The sequence below is a fragment of the Burkholderia sp. E168m23 genome, from assembly GCF_016586125.1.
In the GTDB taxonomy this organism is placed as follows: Bacteria; Pseudomonadota; Gammaproteobacteria; order Burkholderiales; family Burkholderiaceae; genus Burkholderia; species Burkholderia orbicola.
Window position 1 is genome coordinate 1 of sequence record NZ_BCPP01000522.1, and the last position, 4,994, is coordinate 4,994.

Sequence of the window (4,994 nt, forward strand, 5' to 3'; positions counted from 1 at the left end):
CCGCGCGCGGATTCGCCGCGCCCATGTTCGACACGATGCGCACGCGCTTTACCGCCGCGACCGGCAGCACCGCCTGCATCCGCGCGTCGAGCAGCGGATCGTAGCCGAGCGCCGGATCGTTGCGGCGCGCCTGCTGCGCGATCGCGATCGTGCGCTCGGCCAGGCATTCGAAGACCAGGTAGTCGAGTTGCCCGTGTTCGGCCAGTTCGACCGCGGGCTCGATCCGGTCGCCCGAGTAGCCGGCGCCCGCACCGATGCGCACGCGCCGTTCAGGTTGCTTTGCTGTCATGTCCGTACCGTCATCCGGCGAGCGCATCGCCGACAAAAATCAAAACACGCCGAGCACGACGCACGCGATCGTCATCACGATCGACGCGCCGAACAGCAGCGGAAACGTGAACTTCTGGTGCTCGGCCAGTTCGATCCCGCACAGCCCGACGACGAGGAACGTCGCCGGTGTGAGCGGGCTGACCGGAAAGCCCGTCGTCATCTGGCCGAGCAGCGCCGCCTGCCCGACCTGCACGGCCGGCACGCCCAGTTGGCCGGCCACTTCGGCGATCACGGGCAGCACGCCGAAGTAGAACGAATCGGGATCGAACAGCATGCTGAGCGGCATCGACGCGAGGCCGAGCGCCACCGGTATGTGGCCGGCCATCGACGGCGGCACGAAGCCGACCGCCGCCTGCGCCATCGCCTTCAGCATCCCGCTGCCCTGCATGATCCCGGTGAACACGCCGGCCGCGAGCAGGATGCCGGCCATCATCAGCGCGGCACGCGCATGCGCGTCGACGCGCTTTCTCTGCATGTCGACGTCGGGGTAATTCACCATTAGCGCGATGCACAGCCCGACCATGAACATGATCGCGGGCGGGATCTTCTCGCCCATCACGACCATCGTGCCGAGCACGAAGAGCGTCAGCACGAGGTTGAACCAGAACAGGTGCGGCCTGCGCAGCGCCTGCTCGTCAGGCGTCAGCTCGCGTTTCGGCAGCGGAATCGACGCATCGTCGCGCGACAGGCCGAGCCGCTTCTCCTCGCGCCGCCCAAGCCAGTACGCGACGCCGAACACGAACACGAGCCCGATCGCCTGCACCGGAATCAGCGGATTGAACAGCGCCGACACCGGCAGGTGCAGCGAGGCCGACGCCCGGATCATCGGGCCCGTCCACGGCAGGAAGTTGATGCCCGCGGCCATCGACACGGCGGCGGCCAGCACGCGGCGGTCCATCTTCAGCCGGTCGTACAGCGGCAGCACCGCGGGAATCGTCACGAGAAAGCACACGGCGCCCGAGCCGTCGAGGTGAATCAGCAGCGCGAGCAGCGTCGTGCCCATCACGATGCGCGTCGGCCGCGTGCCGACCGCGCGCAAGATCCGGTCGATGATCGGGTCGAGCGTGCCGGCGTCGGTGATCGTCCCGAAATAGAGGATCGCGAACACGAACATCCCGACGACGGGCGCGAGCCCCTTCAGCCCGTCGATGACGAACTTGCTGGTGTGCAACCCGAAGCCGCCGAGCAGCGACGCGGCGATCGGCACGATGATCAGCGCGACGAGCGGCGACATCCGCTTCGACAGAATCGCGGCCAGCAGCACGACGATCGTGCCCAGCCCGAGTAACGGCAGCATCCGTGTCTCCTACCTTGTCTTTTGTTGGAGACGAGCGTAAGGTCAGCGCAGCGATAGCACAATTGAAATGATTTGATCGCAGCAATCATGAATCGTTATGGATCTGAATCTTCGCGACATTCGCGCGTTCGTCACCGTCGCGCACGCCGGCAACTTCACGCGTGCGGCCGCGCGGCTGCATCTGTCGCAGCCGGCGCTGACCGTGCAGATTCGCCGGCTCGAGGACATCGTCGGCGCGCGCCTGTTCGACCGCAACAGCCGCAGCGTCGCGCTCACGCAGACCGGCCGCGAGTTGCTGCCGCTGTTGCAGCGCTCGCTCGACGACATGGAACGCGTGCTGCGCGATGCGCGCGCGCTCGGCGAAGGCGCGAGCGGCACGGTGCGGCTCGCGTGCCTGCCGACCTTCGCGTCGAGCGTGCTGCCGGAGCTGATCCAGTCGTTCCGGCGCGACGTGCCGCGCGCGGGCTTCGAGATCCGCGACGGCGTCGCGAGCCTCGTCACCACGCTCGTGCGCAACGAGGATGCCGATCTCGGGCTGACCGGCGGCGATACGTTCGATGCGTCGCTGGAAGTGCTGTATGCGGGCGCCGACCAGCTCGTCGCCGTGTGCCCGAAGGATCATCCGCTCGCGCGCAAGCGCCGTGTCGGCACCGCCGACGTCGCCGGCGTGCCGCTCGTGCTCACCGCGCAAGGCACGAGTGTGCGCAGCGTCGTCGATGCCGCGCTGGAAGCGGCCGGCTGCACGCCCGACATCGCGTGCGAACCGACCTACATGATGACGGCGGTCGCGATGGTGCGCGGCGGCCTCGGCGTGACGATCCTGCCCGCGACCGCGCGCGAGGTGCGCGCCGAGCCCGATCTCGTCGTGAAGCCGATCGACGATCCCGCGTTCGTGCGGCCGATCGCGCTCGTCGCGAAGCGCGGGCGCACGCTGCCGCGCGTCGCGCAGGCGTTCGCCGACCTCATGCTGGCGGAATTGAAAAAGCGCGCATGACGCGCGCTCTGGTGAGGAATGGCCGACCGTCCGACGCTTACTGCGCGTCCGGATCGACGTCGACATGGAGCGATTCGCCGATCGCATAGAAATTGCCGCCCGCGATGTAGTGCAGGCTGCGCAGCGCGGGATCGGCCGATTCGAAATACCAGTGGCCGTCGCGGAACACGCGCGTGTCGGACCACGCGGCGACCACCTCGCCGATGAACAGGTCGTAGGTCTGCTGGTTGTGCGGCTCGGGAATCAGCCTGCACGCGAGCCAGCCCGAGCAGCCGGCGACGAACGGCAGGTCGTGGCCGTCGACGTCGAACAGCGTGACGCCCGCTTCGCGCAGCTTGTCGGGGCGCTCCGCGAGGCTGTAGCTGCCGACCGCATGCGTGAGCTGCAGTTGCGCGGCCGTCGGCACCTGGATCACGAACGTGCCGCTGCGCTCGACGAGTTCGCGCGTCTTCGCGGATTTGTCGAGCACGACCGTCAGCTTCGGCGGCAGGAAGTCGAGCGCGCACGCCCAGGCGGCGGCCATCACGTTGTCGACGCCGTCGTGGCGGGCCGATACGAGCACGGTCGGGCCGTGATTGAGGAGACGGTAGGCCTTGTTCAGCGCCACCGGCGCGATGTGACTGTCCATACGGGTTCCTTGGAAAACGGCGCGCACGGACGGATGCCGTGCGGCGCGGCGCCGGTCGCCGCAACTGCGCGCGGCCGGGCCGAAGGCCGCATTCTCGCACCCAATGTCGATCGGCGCTGGCGCCGCGGCCAGTCACTTCGCGAACAGCTGGCCGATGTCGCGGAACGCCTTGAATTCGAGCGCATTGCCGCACGGATCGAACAGGAACATCGTCGCCTGTTCGCCGACCTGCCCCTGAAACCGCACGTACGGCTCGATCACGAAGGTCACGCCGAACCCGCGCAGCCGCTCGGCCAGCGCTTCCCAGCTCGCCCAGTCGAGCACGATCCCGAAATGCGGCACCGGCACGTCGTGGCCGTCGACCGCATTCGTATGCGCGCCTTCCTCCGATGCGGTTTTCGGATGCTCGTGGATCACGAGCTGATGCCCGTAAAAGTTGAAATCGACCCACTGCGCGCTCGAGCGCCCCTCTTCCAGCCCGAACACGCGGCCGTAGAAATCGCGCGCGGCCGGCAGGTCGTAGACCGGAATCGCCAGGTGAAACGGGGAAAGACTCATGATGGCCTCGTGAAGAAACGCTCGCGTGACGCGAGAACGGCATCATGGTAGACAACGCCGAGCAAAAATTAAATCAATATATAGTTTTGCGATTCACAAATGGAATCGATGAATGATCCGCGAACTGAAAACCCTCGTCGCCGTCGCCCGGGAAGGCACCTTTGCCGCCGCCGGCAATCGTATCGGGCTCACGCAGGCGGCCGTGAGCGCGCAGATGCAGCGCCTCGAGGCCGAGCTCGGCTTCGCGCTGTTCGACCGGCAAGGGCGTTCGGCGCGGCTCAACGAGCGCGGCCATCACGTGCTCGACCAGGCGCAGGCGCTGATCGGCCTGTACGAGAACCTGAGCTCGACCGCGCCCGGCTCGCCGGCCGCCGTGCGCGTGACGATCGGCGCGATCGCGTCGGTGCAGAGCGCGCTGCTGCCGGCCGCGCTGGCCGATTTCCATCGCCGCCAACCCGCGTGCCGCACGCGCGTGATCCCGGGGCTGTCGATCGAGCTGGTCAACCGGGTCGACGCGGGCGAGATCGACATGGCCGCGATCATCCGGCCGCCGTTCGCGCTGCAGAGCGACCTGCACTGGACGACGCTCGCGCGGGAGCCGTTCCGGCTGATCGTGCCGCGCGGCGTGAAAGGCAAGGACTGGGCTGCGCTGCTCGCGAACGCGCCGTTCGTGCGCTACGACCGCGCGTCGTTCGGCGGCCGGCAGGTCGACCGCTTCCTGCGCAAGATGCACATCGCGGTGCGCGACACCTGCGAACTCGACGAGCTCGACGCGATCGTCAAGCTGGTCCAGAACGGCGTCGGCGTCGCGATCGTGCCGCAGACCGCCGCGTATCGTCGCTGGCCGGCTGGCGTGCGCGCGATCGACCTCGGGCATCACACGTTCCACCGCGACATCGGGCTCGTGCATCGCGCGCGGCGCACGATGTCGGAGCCCGCGCAAGCGCTGGCGCAACTGATCGAGGCAGCATCGCGGCGGCGTTCACCGCCGCCGGCCGCGTGATCGGCGCGTGGCGGCTCAGCGCCGCCCGGCCGCCCAGTCCACCGCTGCGTCGAACAGCGCGACACCGGCCGGCGACAGGTTCGTGAACGTGTCGTTGTCGAGGAAGAACATCACGCGGCGCGCCGGCGCGAGCGTTTCGTAGTCCATCGTCGCGCCCTTCTCATACGCGAAGATCGCGGCCTTG

At 68.1% G+C, this 4,994-nt stretch carries 6 protein-coding genes; 2 read left to right on the forward strand and 4 right to left on the reverse strand.

The genetic code is table 11. The features are described from left to right. Together JMF90_RS23735 and JMF90_RS23740 are read right to left on the reverse strand one after the other, a co-directional pair. The coding region (locus tag JMF90_RS23735) for an acyclic terpene utilization AtuA family protein (RefSeq protein ID WP_201325497.1) at positions 1-289 on the reverse strand (289 nt) is incomplete at its 3' end. 39 nt (positions 290-328) lie between these two features. After that, positions 329-1,627, reverse strand: a complete 1,299-nt coding sequence (locus JMF90_RS23740) for a CitMHS family transporter (protein ID WP_011545149.1) — start codon at positions 1,625-1,627, stop codon at positions 329-331. A gap of 97 nt (positions 1,628-1,724) precedes the next feature. On the opposite strand from JMF90_RS23740, the gene JMF90_RS23745 reads away from it, so the two are divergent. Beyond that, the gene (locus JMF90_RS23745) at positions 1,725-2,621 is read left to right on the forward strand and encodes a LysR family transcriptional regulator (RefSeq protein ID WP_011545148.1); all 897 of its coding nucleotides are present in this window, start codon (positions 1,725-1,727) and stop codon (positions 2,619-2,621) included. Between the two features lie 37 nt (positions 2,622-2,658). On the opposite strand, the gene JMF90_RS23750 is transcribed toward JMF90_RS23745, so the two are convergent. Both JMF90_RS23750 and JMF90_RS23755 read right to left on the reverse strand, forming a co-directional pair. Further along, on the reverse strand, positions 2,659-3,249 hold the full coding sequence (locus JMF90_RS23750; protein ID WP_011545147.1) for a flavin reductase family protein: 591 nt from the start codon (positions 3,247-3,249) through the stop codon (positions 2,659-2,661). Positions 3,250-3,381: 132 nt separating this feature from the next. After that, positions 3,382-3,807 carry a VOC family protein gene (locus JMF90_RS23755; RefSeq protein WP_011545146.1) on the reverse strand — a complete coding sequence of 142 codons (426 nt, stop codon included), beginning with the start codon at positions 3,805-3,807 and terminating at the stop codon, positions 3,382-3,384. 112 nt (positions 3,808-3,919) lie between these two features. Between JMF90_RS23755 and JMF90_RS23760 the strand changes: the two genes are divergently transcribed. Next, a complete protein-coding gene (locus tag JMF90_RS23760) occupies positions 3,920-4,810 on the forward strand; it encodes a LysR family transcriptional regulator (RefSeq protein ID WP_201316816.1) in 891 nt (296 codons plus the stop codon). Positions 4,811-4,994 lie beyond the last annotated feature (184 nt).

Bases quoted from the DNA above. Each gene is read 5' to 3' on its own strand.
- JMF90_RS23740 (WP_011545149.1), bottom strand. From the start codon at position 1,627: ATGCTGCCGTTACTCGGGCTGGGCACGATCGTCGTGCTGCTGGCCGCG.
- JMF90_RS23745 (WP_011545148.1), top strand. From the start codon at position 1,725: ATGGATCTGAATCTTCGCGACATTCGCGCGTTCGTCACCGTCGCGCAC.
- JMF90_RS23750 (WP_011545147.1), bottom strand. From the start codon at position 3,249: ATGGACAGTCACATCGCGCCGGTGGCGCTGAACAAGGCCTACCGTCTC.
- JMF90_RS23755 (WP_011545146.1), bottom strand. From the start codon at position 3,807: ATGAGTCTTTCCCCGTTTCACCTGGCGATTCCGGTCTACGACCTGCCG.
- JMF90_RS23760 (WP_201316816.1), top strand. From the start codon at position 3,920: ATGATCCGCGAACTGAAAACCCTCGTCGCCGTCGCCCGGGAAGGCACC.